General features: G+C 46.1%; 14 protein-coding genes and 1 pseudogene. 10 read left to right on the top strand and 5 right to left on the bottom strand.

Annotated features, from left to right (window positions below):
- Nucleotides 1-148 precede the first annotated feature (148 nt).
- From ACNA7P_RS07620 to nadK, 4 genes are all read right to left on the bottom strand, one after another.
- A complete protein-coding gene (locus tag ACNA7P_RS07620) occupies nt 149-2,911 on the bottom strand; it encodes an insulinase family protein (protein ID WP_416258025.1) in 2,763 nt (920 codons plus the stop codon).
- 121 nt (nt 2,912-3,032) lie between these two features.
- On the bottom strand, nt 3,033-3,380 hold the full coding sequence (locus ACNA7P_RS07625) for an outer membrane protein assembly factor BamE (RefSeq protein WP_416258026.1): 348 nt from the start codon (nt 3,378-3,380) through the stop codon (nt 3,033-3,035).
- A gap of 175 nt (nt 3,381-3,555) precedes the next feature.
- Nucleotides 3,556-5,238, bottom strand: a complete 1,683-nt coding sequence (gene recN, locus ACNA7P_RS07630) for a DNA repair protein RecN (protein WP_416258027.1) — start codon at nt 5,236-5,238, stop codon at nt 3,556-3,558.
- A 99-nt stretch (nt 5,239-5,337) separates the two neighbouring features.
- The gene (gene nadK / locus ACNA7P_RS07635) at nt 5,338-6,234 is read right to left on the bottom strand and encodes an NAD(+) kinase (RefSeq protein WP_416258028.1); all 897 of its coding nucleotides are present in this window, start codon (nt 6,232-6,234) and stop codon (nt 5,338-5,340) included.
- 216 nt (nt 6,235-6,450) lie between these two features.
- Between nadK and grpE the strand changes: the two genes are divergently transcribed.
- The 9 genes and pseudogenes from grpE (at nt 6,451) to greA (ending at nt 17,958) form a co-directional block, all read left to right on the top strand.
- On the top strand, nt 6,451-7,056 hold the full coding sequence (grpE, locus tag ACNA7P_RS07640) for a nucleotide exchange factor GrpE (protein ID WP_416258029.1): 606 nt from the start codon (nt 6,451-6,453) through the stop codon (nt 7,054-7,056).
- Between the two features lie 108 nt (nt 7,057-7,164).
- The gene (gene dnaK, locus ACNA7P_RS07645; protein WP_416258030.1) at nt 7,165-9,084 is read left to right on the top strand and encodes a molecular chaperone DnaK; all 1,920 of its coding nucleotides are present in this window, start codon (nt 7,165-7,167) and stop codon (nt 9,082-9,084) included.
- A gap of 90 nt (nt 9,085-9,174) precedes the next feature.
- Nucleotides 9,175-10,320, top strand: coding sequence for a molecular chaperone DnaJ (dnaJ, locus tag ACNA7P_RS07650; protein WP_416258031.1), 1,146 nt, complete (start codon nt 9,175-9,177; stop codon nt 10,318-10,320).
- 181 nt (nt 10,321-10,501) lie between these two features.
- Complete coding sequence (locus ACNA7P_RS07655; RefSeq protein ID WP_416258032.1) at nt 10,502-11,335, top strand: M48 family metallopeptidase; 834 nt, start codon at nt 10,502-10,504, stop codon at nt 11,333-11,335.
- Between the two features lie 19 nt (nt 11,336-11,354).
- Nucleotides 11,355-12,014, top strand: a pseudogene (locus ACNA7P_RS07660) (dicarboxylate/amino acid:cation symporter); the annotation flags it as partial.
- Nucleotides 12,015-12,035: 21 nt separating this feature from the next.
- Nucleotides 12,036-12,869 (top strand): 4-hydroxy-tetrahydrodipicolinate reductase, encoded by an 834-nt coding sequence (dapB, locus tag ACNA7P_RS07665; RefSeq protein WP_416258033.1) that lies wholly within the window; start codon nt 12,036-12,038, stop codon nt 12,867-12,869.
- 199 nt (nt 12,870-13,068) lie between these two features.
- Entirely contained in the window at nt 13,069-14,238 is a 1,170-nt protein-coding gene (gene carA, locus ACNA7P_RS07670; protein WP_416258034.1) for a glutamine-hydrolyzing carbamoyl-phosphate synthase small subunit, read from the top strand.
- A 19-nt stretch (nt 14,239-14,257) separates the two neighbouring features.
- A complete protein-coding gene (gene carB / locus ACNA7P_RS07675) occupies nt 14,258-17,485 on the top strand; it encodes a carbamoyl-phosphate synthase large subunit (RefSeq protein ID WP_416258035.1) in 3,228 nt (1,075 codons plus the stop codon).
- Nucleotides 17,482-17,958: a transcription elongation factor GreA gene (gene greA / locus ACNA7P_RS07680; protein WP_416258036.1), complete on the top strand. Its 477-nt coding sequence runs from the start codon at nt 17,482-17,484 to the stop codon at nt 17,956-17,958. Before carB ends, greA begins: the two co-directional genes overlap by 4 nt.
- Before the next feature lie 69 nt (nt 17,959-18,027).
- On the opposite strand, the gene yhbY is transcribed toward greA, so the two are convergent.
- On the bottom strand, nt 18,028-18,321 hold the full coding sequence (yhbY, locus tag ACNA7P_RS07685; RefSeq protein WP_416258037.1) for a ribosome assembly RNA-binding protein YhbY: 294 nt from the start codon (nt 18,319-18,321) through the stop codon (nt 18,028-18,030).
- Between the two features lie 167 nt (nt 18,322-18,488).
- Here yhbY and rlmE point away from each other — a divergent pair, with 167 nt between their 5' ends.
- A complete protein-coding gene (rlmE, locus tag ACNA7P_RS07690; RefSeq protein WP_416258038.1) occupies nt 18,489-19,118 on the top strand; it encodes a 23S rRNA (uridine(2552)-2'-O)-methyltransferase RlmE in 630 nt (209 codons plus the stop codon).
- Nucleotides 19,119-19,153: the final 35 nt, after the last annotated feature.

The raw sequence follows: 19,153 nt of genomic DNA on the forward strand, positions 1-19,153 counted from the left end.
AATGTTCCGCACCCATAAACGTATGCGTATACTCAGAGCAAAAGGGCCTGAAGGTATTTTATTTCGTGCCTGAATGTTGTGCTGAGAAGGCATGGATGCAGATAAGGTTGCAGATAACCCGGTGGTGGACGCCAGGGAACGCAAACGCTTAAACCAAGTTATCCGCCAGTGCCATTGCACAGCGCTCACTTTTTAGGCGTTTTGTTGCGAATGCAACTAGCTCGGCATGAGTAATGTTGCGCACAGTTTCAGCTACTCGATTCGCTAACTCGAAATCACCCCGATTGTTAATTACTGAGCTCCAGTATCGCTGAGCGCGCACACGCATGCTTGGCGCAGAATCGGTTAAGTGATGCAGTACTGCTTTTTGCGCGTTCACAAAATCTGCTGCGGGTAGCGTGACTAACTGCTTTAAAAATTGCGTAATGAAAATTTCAACCGCGGCGCTAATATCCGCTGGTACGTAGTTTGGTGATTGCACGTAACAGAGAAGCCCGGGTAGGCCATGCATCGGCAGATAGCTTGAGCCTACTAAATATCCCATCTGCTGTTCGGTACGGAGGCTGTGGAAGAAACGCGCACTGAATAAGTGATTGAGCACTAAAAAATACGCTTTCTCATGTAAGCCGGTGTTTTGGCCTTGAAAAAATAGGGCGAAAGCGTGATCGCTATGTTCGTTCAAGAATGGCACAGTTTGTACACCGCTGTTGAGGCGCTTTACCGAACGGCTTACTTTTGCTTTAGGTTCCGCAATTACAGGTAGTGTTTGTGCAACCCAATTAGCGAGTTCGCCAGCAGTTTTCTGCTCAATATCACCATGCGCAAGAATAATGGCTTGTGCATCACGCAACATTCCAGGTAGTAAATCGCAATAATGCTCAAAATCAAGATCTACAATACTATCGGCCAGCTGTTGTGCGGTGTAGGCACCGTGTTGAAGTTGGTGATGCAGCAAAGAGAATAAATGATTAATTGGCTTGTTTTGGTGAATTGCTTGCCAGTTCCGCTGTAATTGTTGGCGAACGGTATGGAAGTGTTGTTTGCTAGAGCGCAACGCCGCCAGCGAGCGCATTAAATCTTTAAATAATGCTGGTTGCCGATCTGAAAATCCGGATAGATGTAGCGTGATGCCAGATTGCTGTGGATACAAGTTAAAATGCATTCCCGCAACTTCGGCATCGTAAAACTGCTCACTTAATAGCTCTTGGCCAAGCTCACACCAAATTCTACTAATGGCATGATTCCGTGCACTTGCATTGGCTAGTGGTAATTGCAGTGATAAATAAATATGCGCTTGAGGCTCTCTAAAATGAACATCCTGCAAATACCACAAGGTAACGCCAGCTGGGCTCGATAGCTTGTTTGGATAGTAGCCAGTGCGCTCACATTGCTGGTTCTGCACTGCAGTTGCTTCGCTCTGCAGTTGCTTCGCAATAGGCAAGGGAACAATCCGCTTAGGTGTATATGGGTTTGCTTCGGGTACTTGGAAATTGGCCTGTAATGTTTCAGGCACAGGCTGTTTTAGTATACTTAATTGCTCGCTTGATAGCGGCTCAATTTTATATTCTGCCCCATAATACTGAGTTTTTTGGTTTACTGGGGCTTGCGGGTGAATTAGTGTAATGCGCGCATTTTCAGGAATCATTTTGCTAAGCGTAACGCGCGCTAAATTATTGCGTAATCCATCCATACGATAATCACCGCTAACAACATGCTCTGGGGCGTAGTGCAGCATATTAATGGCAAGTTGCGAAGCCAGTTCTACGGTTTGGATTGCTTCCGGGAATTGATACGCTAAAGCCATCATTTGTTTGCGTTCATTGTATAACGCGTTCTGAACTCCCTCTGCTGCAATCACCCGAATATACTGAAAGCATGCCTGCACAACATGTTGAATATTCTCAGCGCCAAGATCCGTAAGCTGAATATTCAAGTGGAAATCTTTAAAATTATAGCCGCTCATTCCGCCACCCGCAGACAACTCTTGAATCCAATGTTGTTGGCGTAAAAAATAACACAGGCTGCCGCTACCTTCGTGTCCTAGTAAATGCGCCAAAAAGCTGGTGGTTTTGTGCAAATAATCACTATTAATTTCATCTAAGGGAAAAGTAAGTATTAATCGATTCGCTTGCTTAATCGGCCTTACGTATATTTGACAACTTTTATGTTGTTCTTGATAGATAGGTACCGCGGGCAAATTGATAGCCGCTTCGCCGGCACGCATATCGGCGAAATGCGCAAGAGCTATCTCTTGTAGCTCCGTTAATGATTGCGAGCCAGCCAAAACTAAGGCTGCATTGTTAGCAACATAGAATGTTTGGTGGAAATCTTCTAACCGCTCGCGAATAGTGATGTTGGTATCTGCTAGCGTTTCCGCATTTCCTACAGAGAACTTGGCGAATGGGTGTGCCGGGTTAGAGGTTGTTTTATGAACTTCATATAATCGGCGCAACTCGTCTTTCAGCTTTAAGCGGTATTCCGCTTCTATTGATTGACGTTCTTTATCTACCCACTCATGCTTCAATAAGGGTTCTTTAAATAGTGAGCTAAAATGTTTTACGCAATCAGAAAACTCGTTGGTGGCACAGGCAAAATAGTAGTTACTATGCTCGGTGCCGGTCCAAGCATTGAAGTGCCCACTGCTATTATTAATACGATTGGCGAAAGCGTTTGCCTCTGGGAATGAGGCGCTGCCCAGAAAAATGAGATGTTCGAGAAAGTGCGCAATTCCTTGTGCTTCGATAGGGTCGTGGAAATGGCCTGCATTCACAGCAAAGGATGCTGCGCTTTGTTTACTCGAGGCGTTATGCACCAGCAGCACACGTAAACCGTTTTCAAGCTGAAGCCACCGATAGCTGTGGCTATCCGTGGCGCTTGATTCAGGAGTTAACTGTGCTTTAATGGTATGCATTAGCCATTCTGCTCTTTTTGCTGCGCCTTTAATAATGCGCTTTGATTGGAAGCTCAGCAAAAAATACAACAGCAAAGCACCGGGCAAGCGCTATCGGTTGTGCGGCGAAAGCCGCAGAACATTATGAGTCTATTGGTGTGTTGAAATCTTCGTGAGGCTTGAAGTCGCCGTCGATAGAAGCGAGATGATCGCCTTCGAAGCGCACTGTAAGCTCACGCGTGATTACATCACCACGGCCTGGCTTTAATCTGAAAATGTAATTCCATTCTTCATCACGAAATACATTTTCTGCCACAGGTGAGCCTAATACGAAACGAACCTGTTCTCGGGTCATTCCTACGCGCAGTTTATCTACATCCCGTTGCTCTAGATAATTTCCTTGTGGAATATCTATTTTATACACTAGCGGATCGATTACAGCGCAGCTTGCAATTGAAGCAGAAAGGGCGATTGCCAATAAAATTCTCATATATAACCTGAATAACCTGTTTCAGATGATGTGTCAGGGGTGAATCTTAGCGTAAAACAAGACCTAGATGCCACCCACTCGCGGTTTTTATTCGTCTGCTTGGCGCGATAATAGTTCCCTTAGTATTGCGAATTCTCATCAATCATCATAATTACTAGGTGTTTGAGCGAAAACATTAGCCTGCTAATAATTCTTTCGCATTTGCCAGAGTATGCTGTGTAATTGTGTCGCCACCAAGTAATCGGGCTAATTCTTCAATCCGATGCTGATTAGAAAGGGCTTGCATTGAAGTAATGGTTTTTCCAGCTTCGGTATGTTTACTCACGAACATTTGTTGGTGTGCTCGCGCAGCCACTTGCGGTAAATGGGTTACGCACAACACTTGGTTATTTGCCCCTAGCTGGCGTAGTAACTTACCAACCGTAGTAGCGGTAGGGCCACTAACCCCAACATCAACTTCATCAAATATCATAGTAGGTAAATTATCTTGCCCAGCCGTAAGCACTTGAATAGCTAAACTAATACGTGAGAGTTCGCCTCCAGATGCTACTTTATTAATTGGCTGTAGCGGTTGCCCGGCATTTGCTGAAACTAAGAATTTCACTTCATCGATGCCCCGTGCTGAAGTATGCTCGCTTGGGTTGTTATCTACTACTACCGAAAACTCACCCTCTGGCATATTCAATTTATGCATCGTTGAGGCCACCTGTGAAGCTAATTTGTTTGCGGCCTTTGCTCGGCTCGCACTTAACTTTTCCGCTAACGCTAAAAACGTATTGTGCGCTGCTGTAATTTCCGGGGCTAACTTCTCTAAGCGGTCGCCAGATTCAGTAATACCAGCTAAATCTGCATTTAACTCATCGCGTAACCGCGGTAATTCTTGTGGCGCAACTTGATGCTTCTTCGCAAGATGCATGGCCTGGCTCATGCGTGCTTCAGTTTCCGCGAGTAATTGCGGATCAAGATCAATACCGTCTTGATAGTGGCGCAGTTCACGCGCAGCTTCCTCTATTTGTACGGCTGCATCTTGCAACATGCCTACAATAGGCTTTAATTGCGCATCAATTTCTATGCTTTCATGCAGCCGTTCTATTACCGATTGCAGCAGTGTATACGCGTTATTATGTTCGCCATCATACAAGGAGTTTAAGCTAAACTGTGCATCATCGAGCAGCCCCGAGGCGTTTGCTAAACGTTTGTGATCGGCCTCAAGTTGATTAAACTCATCGGCCGAAACATTGAATTCGTTTAGTTCTGTTACTTGATATTGTAATAGTTGCCGCTTGGATTCTTGTGCTTCTTGCAACGTTGCCAGCTCACGTTGTTCACGAATAAGTGCCCGCCACTGTTTATGTTGTTGCTGGGTTTTTTGCAGAAGTTCAGGATGGTGTGCAAATTGATCTAGCAAACTAATTTGATAATCTGCTTTCATCAGCAAATGATGATCATGTTGGCCATGTAAACTTATCAACATCGTGCCGAGTTCGCGCATTAAGGTAACTGGCACGGGAGCGCCGTTAATAAATCCTTTAGAACGCCCTTCAGCGGTTAAAGTGCGGCGAATAATGCAGTTATCTTCGTTCGGTTCACAGTGCTCATCGAGCATATCGTGCTCGCTTAACCATTGCAGCACAGCCGGCAGCTGATGCACATTGAAGCTTGCGGTAACTTCCGCCCGCTCACTGCCGGGCCGAACCATAGAACTTTCGGCGCGCGCTCCTAGGCACAAGCTTAGGGCATCCAACGCTATGGATTTACCTGCACCTGTTTCACCGGTGATAGCGGTCATACCGTTTTGAAAATCAATACTGAGTTCATCAACGATAGCAAACTGGCGAATGTGTAGTTGTGTCAGCATAGTTGCCTCCGCAAGCAAGAAAGAATAAAGGCACTGTTCTTATATACAGTAAATATACAGTAGTTATCCAGTAGTGCAAGCGGAGTGAAGAAATATTTTTTAGAACAAGCGGCTGCCCCAACTCAGCTTGTTGCGGAGCACGTGGTAATAGTTGTAATCCAGCGGATGTACCAAACGCAAGGGCTTGCTTTGGCGAGTAATAATAATTTCTGCGCCCTCTGGAACTGGTAACTTCAAGTGGCCATCGCAGCTTATATGGAGCGGTTGATCGTCTGGGGCTACCCGCACACGAATAGCACTGTTGCCGTCTACTACAATAGGTCGGCTGCTGAGTGTATGGGGGAACATGGGAACTAAGGTGATAGCATTCAAACCCGGCGTTAAAATAGGGCCACCTGCGGATAAAGAATACGCGGTAGAACCGGTGGGCGTGGCAATAATCAAGCCATCAGAACGTTGGCTGAATACAAACTGTTCGTCTACATCAACCTCAAACTCCAGCATATGCGCCACTTGATCAGAATGCAGAATTACCTCGTTCATGGCGTTACCCCGGTGAATGATTTCACCATTACTTGCAATTCGCGCATCTAGAAGAAAACGCTGTTCGGTGCGGTATTTACCCTGGAGCACTGGCATTAATTGGGTAATCACATTTTCTGGTGATAAATCAGTAAGAAACCCTAGATTACCTCTATTCACTCCAATCACGGCAATGTTGTATAGGCTTAATCTACGCGCCGCACCCAGCATTTTGCCATCACCGCCGATGACAATCGCAAGCTCTGCTTGTTCGCCGATTTCTGCGAGAGAAATACGCGTTACTTGATCGGGTAAGGGTACAGCCGGAGCTTTACTATCAACAAATACCTGCTTCCCAGCTTGCACAAGTGCGTCGGCTAGGTGCTGGAGAGTTTCTTGAGCTGTTTCAGAGTGTTTCTTACAGAGTAAGCCAATCACTTGAAAAGCGGGTTGTTGTTGCACCGATTGAGGCATAAATATCTCCGCAAAATGAATACAGCATAAGCTACGGGCTTTAGCTATCGAGATCAATAACTAGCGATTTGAAAATTTATCCTTGAATTTATTTGGCCAGCCCCAATATACACATGCAAGCAAGGCGATAGCCGATGGTTGAGCAACTTATTTTATTGAGCTGGCAATACTTTGGTTCGCCGTTAAACGAAATAGAGAACGAAGATGGAGCAAGGCATGAGCGACAAAAGCCAATCGGAACAGCAGAAAAAGCCTGACGTTAACGTGGAATCAGCGGAAGAGCAGGTTGTTGATGCTGCTGATGAAGTAACTACGAATGCAGATGCTGATGAGCCAACACAACTTGATACGGAACAGCTGCAACGCCAAGTTACTGCTCTAGCCAACGAGCTCCAAGCTGAGCGAGATAAAGGCTTACGGATAGCGGCGGAAGCTGAAAATGTGCGCCGTAGAGCGGCGCAAGAAGTAGAAAAAGCGCGTAATTTCGCCTTGGAAAAATTTGCCGGCGAATTGCTTGCGGTAATTGATAACTTAGAGCGAGCCTTGCAAACCATAGATGTTTCCGATGCTGCTCAAAATAGCATTGCCGAAGGTATTGAGATGACCCATAAAGGGTTTCTCAGCACCATTGAAAAATTTGGTATGGAAGCAGTAAACCCAGAAGGGCAACCATTTAACCCGCAGCTGCATGAAGCGATGGGAATGCAAGAAAGTGCTGATGTTCCTGCTAACACAGTGCTTTACGTAATGCAGAAAGGCTACTTATTAAACGGCCGCTTATTGCGCCCGGCAATGGTAATGGTTTCTCGCGCAGCAAGTTAAGCGCGGATAAAAAAATCGTTAATAACCTTGTAGAAAGTATTGAAATTTTATCGGGGCGTCCCCATTTCATAGACATCCTGGAAACAGATTGAACGTTTGGAGAAAATCATGGGTAAAATCATTGGTATCGATTTAGGAACAACAAACTCTTGTGTAGCTATCATGGAAGGCGGTAAAGCACGCGTGATAGAGAACGCCGAAGGCGATCGTACAACTCCTTCTGTTGTTGCTTTCGCTGATGATGGTGAAATTTTGGTAGGTGCGCCAGCGAAACGGCAGGCGGTTACCAACCCACAAAATACATTATTTGCCATTAAACGCTTAATTGGTCGCCGCTTTGAAGATGAAGAAGTGCAGCGCGATATGGGCATCATGCCGTATGGCATTGCCAAAGCTGATAATGGTGATGCGTGGGTAGAAGTGAAGGGCGACAAGAAAGCGCCACCACAGATTTCTGCTGAAATATTGAAAAAAATGAAGAAAACTGCAGAAGATTACTTAGGCGAAAAAGTAACTGAGGCAGTAATCACTGTACCTGCATACTTTAATGATGCGCAGCGCCAAGCAACCAAAGATGCAGGCCGCATCGCTGGTTTAGAAGTAAAGCGTATTATTAACGAACCAACCGCAGCAGCTTTAGCTTACGGTATGGACAAGAAAAGCGGTGAGCGTACCGTAGCTGTTTACGATTTAGGTGGCGGTACCTTCGATATTTCCATTATTGAAATCGACGAAGTTGATGGCGAGCACACCTTTGAAGTACTTGCTACCAACGGTGATACTCACCTCGGTGGTGAAGATTTTGATAACCGCGTAATCAACTACTTAGTAGAGCAGTTCCAGAAAGATCAAGGAATTGATTTACGCAAAGATCCATTGGCGATGCAACGCTTGAAAGAAGCCGGTGAGAAAGCCAAAATTGAGCTTTCTTCAGCGCAGCAAACTGAAGTGAACTTGCCATATATTACTGCTGATGGCTCAGGTCCGAAGCATATGGCGATTAAGCTAACGCGTTCGAAGCTTGAATCATTAGTTGAAGATATGGTTCGCAAAACGCTTGAGCCGGTAAAACAAGCATTAGCAGATGCAGATCTGAAAGTTGGCGATATCAACGATATCATTCTTGTTGGTGGCCAAACGCGGATGCCAAAAGTTCAAGAATTAGTAGCTGATTTCTTCGGGAAAGAAGCGCGTAAAGATGTAAACCCTGATGAAGCTGTAGCCGTAGGCGCGGCAGTGCAAGCGGGTGTATTACAAGGCGATGTAAAAGATGTGTTGCTGCTTGATGTGAGCCCATTATCGCTTGGTATTGAAACGATGGGTGGCGTAATGACCCCATTGATTGAGAAGAACACTACGATTCCTACTAAGAAATCGCAAACTTTCTCTACAGCCGAAGATAACCAATCAGCGGTAACTATTCATGTTATTCAAGGTGAGCGTAAGCGCGCTGCAGATAACAAATCGCTGGGCCAATTTAATCTTGAAGGTATCCGTGCAGCAATGCGTGGTCAGCCACAAATCGAAGTAACCTTTGATGTGGATGCCGATGGTATTTTGCATGTTTCTGCGAAAGATAAGGATACCGGTAAAGAGCAGAAGATTACCATTAAGGCTTCTTCAGGTTTAAGCGATGATGAAGTGGAAAAAATGGTGCGTGATGCAGAAGCTCATGCTGAAGAAGATAAGAAATTCGAAGAAATGGTGCAGGCGCGTAACCAAGCTGATGCACTAATTCACGCTACCAAGAAGCAAGTTGAAGAAGCCGGCGATGCCTTACCAGCGGAAGATAAGGAAGCCATCGAAAAGGCGAGCAGCGAGCTTGAAGAAGCGATGAAAGCAAGTGATAAAGAAGCGATGGAAGCAAAATCACAAGCGCTTATGGAAGCTTCAGCTAAGTTGATGGAAATCGCTCAGCAACAAGCCCAGCAACAACAGGCTGATGGTGCTAGCAATGCTGCTAGTGACGCAGCTGATGATGTGGTTGACGCTGAGTTTGAAGAAGTTAAAGACGAAGACAAAAAGTAAGTTGCTTTGTTGCATAACTTTCTTAGCACGGGCGTTACCTTAGGGAACGCCCGTGTGTGTGTCTGACAGACTGACAGAGAACACAAAATTATGGCAAAAACCGATTATTATGAAGTGCTTGGGGTATCAAAAGCTGCCGACGAGCGCGAGATAAAAAAAGCCTACAAAAAACTTGCAATGAAGTTTCACCCGGATCGTACCAAGGGCGATAAAAACCTCGAAGCGAAGTTTAAAGAGGTGAAAGAAGCTTACGAAATTCTTAGCGATAGCGAGAAGCGCCGAGTGTATGACCAGTATGGCCATGATGCCTTTGATCAGGCACGGGGTGGCCAAGGCGCAGGCTTTGGCGGTAATGCTGATTTCTCTGACATTTTTGGTGATGTATTTGGTGATATCTTTGGTGGCGGCCGCCGCGGTGGTGGGCGCCGAGCCCAACGAGGCTCAGATCTTCGCTACGATTTAGAGATGACCTTAGAAGATGCCGTGCGCGGTAAAGAAGTTGAGTTGAAAATCCCTCGCTTGAGCACTTGTGATGATTGCGATGGTACTGGTTCTGCTGATAATAGCCCACCAAAAACTTGTGATGTGTGCCATGGCGCTGGTCAGGTACAAATGCGCCAGGGTTTCTTTGCTGTGCAACAAACGTGTCCGCAATGTAATGGCCGTGGCACTATTGTTGAGAACCCGTGTAAGAGCTGTCATGGGCAAGGCCGCAAAGAGAAAACACGCACCTTGAATGTGAAGATTCCAGCGGGTGTGGATACCGGCGACCGCGTGCGTTTGGCGGGTGAAGGTGAAGCGGGTGAGCATGGTGCGCCAAGTGGTGATTTATATGTGCAAGTGCGCGTTCGAGAACACAAAATCTTCCGCCGCGAAGGCAATAACTTGTACTGTGAAGTACCGGTAAGCTTTACCCAAGCCGCTTTAGGTGGCGAGGTAGAAGTGCCTACGCTAGATGGCCGAGTGAAATTGAAGATCCCAACGGAAACGCAAACGGGCAGAATGTTCCGGATGCGCGGCAAAGGGGTTAAATCGGTTCGTTCAGGCGCAGTAGGCGATTTGGTGTGTAAAGCGGTAATCGAAACACCAGTAAACCTTTCGGCAAAGCAAAAAGCGTTATTGAAAGAGTTTGAAGATTCCATGGGCACCGGCGATGAAGCGGCAAAATATCGGCCGAAAGAGCGTGGTTTTTTCGATGGTGTAAAAAAGTTCTTTGATGATTTAACCGGCAGCTAACTGCTACTTCTGTAAGTGTAATGTAAAGCCCCTAACCGCTAAGTACTGCTGTTAGGGGTTTTTGTTTGGAACTTTGCTATATTAACCATTATCTAATTTATACAGTTAAAATACTGCTATTGTTAAGGTAATTTGCGACAGCGCCGTAATACTTTACTGGGGCTCGCTAAAGGGAGTATTTATGAATCGATATCGTGTGTTTACTGTTATTTTCGTTGCCATGTTCGTATTGGTTGCCTGCACTACCTCTCCAACCGGTCGTTCGCAGCTTAACTTATTTTCCGGGAGTGCCTTGAACTCGATGGGGACAGATGCATTTGCGCAAATTAAAGAAGAAGAGAAAGTATCTACGGATCGAGAATTAAACGCTTATGCGCAGTGTGTTGCAAACGCCATTATTGACATTTTGCCGGAGCAATATGCTAATAATAACTGGGAAGTAGTGGTATTTGAATCGGATACGATTAATGCGTTTGCATTGCCTGGTGGTTACATCGGGTTTTACACCGGTATGTTGCGTGTTGCTGAAAATGAACATCAATTAGCCGCTGTAATGGGCCATGAAATTGGCCACGTTATGGCCGATCATAGTAGTGAGCGATTATCTACTAACTTATTGATTAGCGGTGTATTGATTGGCACTGATATCGCTTTATCAGATCGTTCTCCACAACAACGGGGCATGATTATGGCGGGTTTAGGTATTACCTCACAAATCGCGGTGGCATTACCTTACAGCCGCATTCATGAAAGCGAAGCGGATGCCATTGGTTTAGAGTTAATGGCCAAAGCCGGTTTCCAACCGCAAGAAGCGCCGAAACTGTGGGAAAATATGGCTGCAGAAAGTGGTGGCTCGCCACCTGAGTTACTTTCCACGCATCCATCACCGAGCAGCCGCATTCGCGATTTAAGTGCCCGTGTTCCTGCTGCCATGCGAGATTATGAAGCCCGGGTTGCGGCTGGTAATTTGCCAAACTGTCCGCGGCCGAGAAAACTAGATAACACGGATAGCTAAAAGCTTACTGCAAACATGAATAGATTTAACCCCAAATGTGGAGCTAACCGCAGGGGCGGTTACTGAACGTGATATTCCACCTGTGAGCCAAGTAATTCTCTCGGTAATTCCAACCAGTCCATTTGCAGCGCTTGCCGATGGTAATGTATCAAATTACCCGCTATGTTTTAGAGTTAACGCCCATTGGTGTGTTCGGTTTAATGGCTTGGGTAGTAGGCACACATGGTATTGAAATGTTACTGCCGCTTGGCAAGTTTATTGGTGCTATTTACTTGGCATGCTTAATCCACATCATTTTTGTGTATGGTAGCTTGGTTCGCTTTGGTGCCAAAGTGAAACCGTGGCAGTTCTTTCGGGCTATTTTCCCTACCCAGATTTTGGCACCGCCGGTGTTCCCGGGTCGGCCATGGTGATGTTAACGGTAACCCTTTCTGCAGTGGGCTTACCATTAGAGGGCATCGCTTTTATTGCCGCAGTTGATAGAATTATTGATATGATGCGCACAACAACAAATGTAACCGGCGATATGGCAGTGTCGCTTGTAGTAGCGAAATCTGAGAATATGGTTAACGAAGAGGTTCTCGCAGCTGGCATGCGCAATGAATTTGCAAGTTTGCAGCCAACCCAGTTGGCTAACTTGGAAAGCGCGGAAACGCGGAAAGATAATAACCTTAATTAAAGAGCAAGGAGCCTAGGGTAAATGGCGAAGGTGATGAAAGTTGCAGTGGTGGGCGCGAGTGGCCGCATGGGCAGACAGGTAGTAACGCTGTTGCATCCAGAACACAACGGAGCAAGTGGAGCGGGCGAGTTGTTGCTGCATGCGGCTATAACACGAACAAATTCATCTGCACTAGGCATCGATTCAGGCGTACTTGCCGATGGTACGGCAAATCAGGTGGTTATTACGGATGATTTTGCCGCTTTAAGCGGTGCGGATGTGGTGATCGATTTTGCTCTAGCTGAGGGCTTATCGGAACGTTTGCAAGCATACCAAAGGGCGCAATGCCCGGCGGTGCTCTGTGTTACAGGCTTAACCGATGCGCAACAGCAACAATTACGTTCCGCGGCTGAGAGTATTGCTATTTTGCATGCGGCGAACACCAGCGTGGGAATTAATTTGCTAGCCGCTCTTACCGAAAAAGCAGCCGAAGTATTGGGTAGCACCGCTGATATTGAGATATTTGAAGCGCACCATACGCAAAAGAAAGATGCTCCCTCTGGTACCGCATTGCTGCTTGGTGAAGCGGCAGCGCAAGGGCGTGGGCAAAACTTAGCAGATGTGGCCGCATATGATCGCAACGGTAAAAATGAAATTCATGCGGCAGGTAGTATTGGGTTTGCCACCATTCGCGCTGGCGATATCGTTGGTGAACACACTGTTTACTTGGTGCTTGGGGGAGAGCGTATCGAACTTACGCATCGGGTTGCGAACCGAAGCACATTTGCCGAGGGCGCATTGCGAGCCGCAAGTTGGTTAGCAAATCAACAAACAGCAGGCTTTTATACAATGAAGGACGCACTTGGGCTAGACTGAAATGCGCCTTTTTAGTATCATACGAACAATTTGCCGAACGCCGGCAAGCACAGGTGCAGCCATCCGTGGGCACAGTTGAATAAAGGGCTGGAAATTAGCTGTAATTTGATTGTTAAACGTGGGTCTGGCTGTGCATGATTCGGTGTAAAGCGGGGGAGTGTTATATGGCTTGCCCGTTTTTTTATGTTCGGAGGTACCCTTGAGTATTTCGGCGAGTAAGACCAAACGCAGGGCAATCCTGGTTCTCGCTGACGGCACTGTTTTTAATGGCACAGCAATTGGTGCAGATGGGCAGGCTGTTGGTGAAGTTGTTTTCAATACTGCAATGACAGGCTATCAGGAGATTTTAACCGACCCCTCATACGCAGAACAGATCGTTACCCTCACTTATCCACATATTGGCAATTACGGCACTACCCTCGAAGATTCAGAATCTTCACGTATTTGGGCCAAAGGCTTAGTGATCCGCGATTTATCTCTAATCGCAAGCAATTTCCGCAGTACTCAATCTCTCAGTGATTATCTTAAATCAGAAAGTATTCTTGGCATAGCCGATATCGATACACGTCGATTAACAAACCGGCTACGGGATACTGGTGCGCAAAATGGTTGTATTATGACCTATGCTGTAGGGGATGAAGCACCCATTGAAGCCGCATTAAAAGCTGCGCAAGATTTTCCTGGTTTAGCGGGAATGGATTTAGCGAAGGTTGCAACCTGTGAGAAAGCATACCCATGGACGATGGGTAGCTGGCAATTAGGTGCAGGGCATCAAGCTCAAGGCGAAACCAAGTTCCATATTGTGGCCTACGATTTTGGCGCCAAGCTGAATATTTTGCGTATGTTGGCCGATCGCGGCTGCAAGATTACGGTTGTTCCTGCAACAACCTCAGCGGAAGAGGCGTTAGCGTTGAACCCTGATGGAATTTTCCTATCCAATGGGCCAGGCGATCCAGCACCATGTACTTATGCGATTACCGCAATTAAAGTATTTTTGCAGCACAAGTTACCGATTTTCGGTATCTGCTTAGGCCATCAATTACTCGCGTTGGCTACAGGTGCAACCACAATAAAAATGAAGCATGGCCATCATGGTGCCAATCACCCAGTGCAAGATTTAGCCAGTGGTGTAGTGATGATAACCAGCCAGAATCATGGTTTCGCAGTTGATGAGGCAAGCTTGCCTGAGCACCTAAAAGCAACGCATAAATCGTTGTTTGATGGCACACTGCAAGGCATTCATCACACCACGCTGCCGGCATTTAGTTTCCAAGGGCATCCAGAAGCTAGCCCAGGGCCACATGATGCTGCTGGGCTATTTGATCACTTTATCGAACTGCTTGAAGCGAATCATTCTGCAAACCGTTAGTTGAGAAAGAGTTGTCACTATGCCAAAACGTACAGACATACAAAGTATTTTGATTATCGGGGCAGGTCCGATTGTAATTGGTCAGGCTTGTGAGTTTGATTACTCGGGTGCTCAGGCCTGTAAAGCACTGAAAGAAGAAGGGTATCGAGTTATTTTGGTGAACTCGAACCCAGCCACAATTATGACCGACCCAGAAATGGCGGATGCAACTTATATTGAGCCGATCCATTGGGAAGTGGTAGAGAAAATCATTGCCCGGGAACGGCCCGATGCTATCTTGCCAACAATGGGCGGACAAACCGCATTAAACTGTGCACTAGAGTTGGATTCACGGGGTATTCTCAAGGAATACAACGTGGAAATGATTGGTGCTACTGCGGATGCAATTGATAAAGCAGAAGATCGTGATCGTTTCGATAAAGCCATGAAGCGGATTGGCTTAGAAACGCCAAAAGCAGAAATTGCCCACAGCATGGAAGAAGCATTTGGCATTCTTGAACGCTTGGGCTTCCCATGTATTATTCGGCCCTCGTTCACTATGGGCGGGAGCGGCGGTGGTATAGCCTACAACCGTGATGAATTTGAAGAAATTTGTAAGCGTGGTTTGGCGCTATCACGGAACAACGAGTTATTGATTGATGAATCACTAATTGGTTGGAAAGAGTATGAAATGGAAGTGGTGCGCGATAAAAACGATAACTGCATTATCGTATGCTCGATCGAGAACTTCGATCCAATGGGGATTCACACCGGTGATTCGATTACCGTTGCTCCAGCACAAACTCTTTCCGACAAAGAATATCAAATCATGCGTGATGCCTCGATGGCAGTATTGCGTGAGATAGGTGTAGAAACTGGTGGCTCGAACGTACAGTTTGGTATTTGTCCAGATACCGGTCGTATGGTGATTATCGAAATGAACCCACGGGTAAGCCGCTCTTCTGCACTTGCTTCCAAAGCTACTGGCTTTCCTATTGCCAAAGTTGCTGCGAAGCTCGCCGTAGGTTATACGCTTGATGAGCTTAGTAATGAGATCACGGGTGGTGTTACCCCGGCCTCATTTGAGCCAGCAATTGATTACGTAGTAACAAAAATCCCGCGCTTCAACTTCGAAAAATTCCCTGGTGCGAACGATCGCTTAACCACGCAAATGAAATCTGTTGGCGAGGTAATGGCCATCGGCCGTAACCAGCAAGAATCGTTACAAAAAGCGTTACGTGGTTTAGAGCTTGGTATGCATGGCCTAGATCCGATGGTGGATTTAAATGAGCCAGAAGAAGCGCGCACGCGCATTATTCGTGAGTTAAAAGAAGCTGGCGCTGAACGTATTTGGTATATCGGCGATGCATTCCGTATGGGAATGAGCGTAGATGAAGTATTTGAGCTTACCAATATTGATCGTTGGTACTTAGTGCAAATAGAAGAGATTATTCACTTAGAAAACGAGGTGGCTGAATTCGGTTTGGCAGGTTTAGATGCCGATAGCTTGCGCTATTTGAAACGCAAAGGTTTCGCAGATGCAAGGCTGGCGGATATTTTAGATGTGCACGAGAACGAAATCCGTAAGCGCAGAGAAGAGTTTGGTATTTTCCCAGTATATAAACGTGTAGACACCTGTGCGGCCGAGTTCGCTTCTGAAACAGCATACATGTACTCCACTTATGATGAAGAATGCGAAGCACGGCCTTCTGATCGTGAAAAAATCATGGTTATCGGCGGTGGTCCGAACCGCATAGGCCAAGGTATTGAATTCGATTATTGCTGTGTACACGCTTCCTTAGCGATGCGTGAAGATGGTTATGAAACCATTATGGTAAATTGTAACCCCGAAACAGTTTCAACTGATTATGATACCTCGGATCGTTTGTACTTTGAGCCCATCACTCTCGAAGATGTGCTGGAAATTGTGCGTATTGAGAAGCCTAAGGGCGTTATTGTGCAGTATGGTGGCCAAACCCCACTGAAGTTAGCGCGCGCCTTAGAAGCGAACGGAGTGCCGATTATTGGTACTTCTCCAGATGCAATCGACCGCGCAGAAGATCGTGAACGTTTCCAAACTGCGGTAGAGCGGTTAGGCTTGAAGCAGCCAGAGAACGCTACAATTACCAATATTGAGCAGGCCATGGTGGAATCAGCACGAATAGGTTTCCCACTAGTAGTGCGGCCATCTTATGTGCTTGGCGGTCGGGCAATGGAAATTGTTTATGATCAGCAAGATTTAAGACGTTACTTAACCGAAGCAGTAAAAGTTTCCAATTCTGCTCCAGTGCTGTTGGATCGGTTCTTAGATAATGCGATTGAAGTAGATATCGATGCTATCTGTGATGGCGAAGATGTATTTATCGGTGGCATTATGCAGCATATTGAACAAGCGGGTGTTCACTCAGGTGATTCAGCCTGTAGTTTGCCGCCATACTCGTTAAGCGATGTAGTGCAAAACCAGTTGCGTGAACAAGTTACGAAACTGGCGTTTGAACTAAATGTACGCGGCTTAATGAACACGCAATTCGCAATTCAGAACAATGAGATTTACTTGATTGAAGTGAATCCGCGCGCAGCTAGAACAGTACCTTTTGTTTCTAAAGCAACCGGCATTCAATTAGCAAAAGTTGCTGCACGAGTAATGGCGGGGCAAACACTGAAGCAGCAAAACTGCTTAACAGAAGTGATACCGCCATATTATTCTGTGAAAGAAGTTGTGGTACCATTTGCTAAATTCCAAGGTGTAGATCCAATTCGTGGGCCAGAAATGCGCTCCACTGGTGAAGTTATGGGAGTTGGCGAAAGCTTCGAGGAAGCCTATGCGAAAGCTAACTTAGGTGCCGGCCAAGCATTGCCGTTAAAAGGCAAAGCGCTGTTATCGGTGCGTGAGGGCGATAAGAAACGGGTGATGGATTTAGCCCGAGGGCTTACTGCCTTGGGCTTCACCGTTGAGGCTACTCGTGGAACTGCGAAATCGCTGCAAGAGCAGGGCATTCATTGTACGGTTGTAAATAAACTGCAAGAAGGCCGGCCGAATATTGTTGATGCCGTGAAAAATGGCGAATATAGCTATATTATTAATACGGTGGAAGGGCGCCAAGCAATTGAGGATTCAGTTTATATTCGTAGGGAAGCGCTCTTGAATAATGTAAGTTATACCACCACACTGAATGCAGGCTTTGCCGCAGTGAAGGCTCATACGGTAAACGATCGTGCGCGAGTAAGTTCGCTGCAGGAGCTGCATAAGAGGATTTTAAATCAATGACAAATATTCCAATGACAGTGGCAGGGGCGGAATCTCTGCGAGCTGAGCTACAACGTTTAAAAAGCGAAGATAGGCCGCGAATTATTCAGGCTATCGCTGATGCCCGTGAACACGGCGATCTAAAAGAAAATGCTGAGTATCACGCGGCGCGTGAGCAGCAAAGCTTTTGTGAAGGCCGTATTCAAGAAATTGAAGCGAAGCTTTCCAATGCGCAAGTGATTGATGTCACCAAAATCCCCAATAACGGGAAAGTTATTTTTGGCGCTACAGTAACGGTGTTTAATACTAGTTCCAATGAAGAAGTAACCTATCGGATAGTGGGTGATGATGAAGCCGATATTAAGAAAAACTTAATTTCTGTGAACTCGCCTTTAGCGCGCGCCATGATTGGTAAAGAAGTAGACGACGTAGCACTGGTGGCAACACCAAGTGGCGAAGTTGAATATGAAGTGGTTAACGTTGTTTATTTATAACTAAACCGCTGGCTAGTGTATGCATGAAAGCTCTGTATTTTTACAGAGCTTTCTTTTTTGGTGCGCAAATTATTTTGGTAAGCGCATTTTCGGTTCGCGAGCAGGCCGATACAGAACTAACGTTTTGCCAATTACCTGCACCTGTGCAGAAGCGGTTTCGCGAACGATAGCATCGTAAATAGCTTGGCGCATTTCACGATCTTCCTCGGGTACTTTAATTTTAATCAGCTCGTGGTGCTCTAATGCGAGTTCAATTTCAGCAAGTACACCTTCGGTTAAACCATTAGCGCCAAGCAGCACCACTGGCTTTAACGGGTGCGCTAAGCCTTTTAAAAATTGTTTCTGTTTATTATTTAATTGCATAGTGTGCTGCCTGTAGGTTCTTATACGTAAGAACTGCTGATAGAATTAAATGATGGCTGCAATCGTTATGCTTTTTCACAGAGAACGAGCAGACCACTTGAATTTAGGGTATTCTACCGCCATCTAGTAATACGAGCCAGCCCGAGTTTTAAAAGAGTTACAATTCTATGACCAAAAAAAAGCGTTCCGCCAGCAGTAGTCGTTGGTTGAAAGAACATTTTGACGATCAATATGTCCAAAAAGCACAGAAGCGAGGATTACGTTCTCGAGCTGTGTTTAAGATTGATGAAATTCAACAGCGCGATAAGATCCTTCGGCCTGGGCAAACCGTAGTAGATTTAGGTGCAGCCCCAGGTGGCTGGTCGCAGTATGTGGCCGATTTACAAGATGGTAAAGGCGAAGTTATTGCCTGTGATATTTTGGCAATTGATCCAATCGCTGGGGTAGATTTCTTGCAAGGCGATTTTCGTGAGGAAGCAGTATTAAATGCATTACTAACCCGAATTGGTGGGGCAAAAGTAGATGTGTTGCTTTCTGATATGGCGCCAAATTTTAGTGGCACAGACGCGGTTGATCAGCCACGCTCGATGTACCTGGTAGAGTTGGCTCTAGAAATGTGCGCGCAAGTGTTAAAACCAGGTGGGTCATTTGTAGTAAAAGTGTTTCATGGTGAAGGTTCGGATGTATTTTTGAAAAGCGTTCGCCAAGCGTTCACCTCAGTGAAAGTACGCAAGCCAGATTCGTCTCGGGCGCGTTCACGTGAGGTGTATCTAGTGGCTACTGGCTACAAAGTATAGTACCCTAGAACCAAGTATCGGAATAAACCAAACGG

The sequence above is a fragment of the Aliidiomarina sp. genome (assembly GCF_047920995.1).
Classification (GTDB): domain Bacteria; phylum Pseudomonadota; class Gammaproteobacteria; order Enterobacterales; family Alteromonadaceae; genus Aliidiomarina.